Source organism: Dellaglioa sp. CoH-57-MRSF-19 (assembly GCF_056781975.1).
Window position 1 is genome coordinate 1 of record NZ_JBXAXW010000146.1, and the last position, 424, is coordinate 424.

General features: G+C 52.1%; 1 protein-coding gene. It reads right to left on the reverse strand.

Annotated features, from left to right (window positions below; translation table 11 throughout):
• On the reverse strand, positions 1-326 hold a 326-nt coding region (locus tag AC1RO3_RS08690; RefSeq protein WP_481764031.1), incomplete at its 3' end, for a hypothetical protein.
• Positions 327-424: the final 98 nt, after the last annotated feature.

Here is a 424-nt window from a genome sequence, read left to right on the forward strand (position 1 = left end):
TGCTTCGACTTCGTGGTCATGATGCTAGTCATCAGCGCCTTGTTCTCGTCACCACCTTGCAGCTCGATCTTGATAGTCGATCCAACCTGAGGGCACCCATACCATCCGTATGGCCCCTTAGCCCCAACACCGAACCCGAACGGACTGTCCTTCATGTTTCCGATCCACGGAACTTCACCCTGATCAGTTTTGTATAGACCCGGAACTTTAGCCTGTACACGGCTCATCCCAGTGGTGTCATTATTGGCGGTGACCGTTCCCAAGTAGTACGAATTACCGTAGTTTTCGGTGGCCGCCACGCTAGCATTCTGTGTCTTGAATCCCATGATTAACCCTGCGTATACTGACTATCGGTACCAACACGGGTGCCCAATATCTTTTCGGCATAGGTGCCACCGGTTATGTAACTGGCACGCCCAACTAC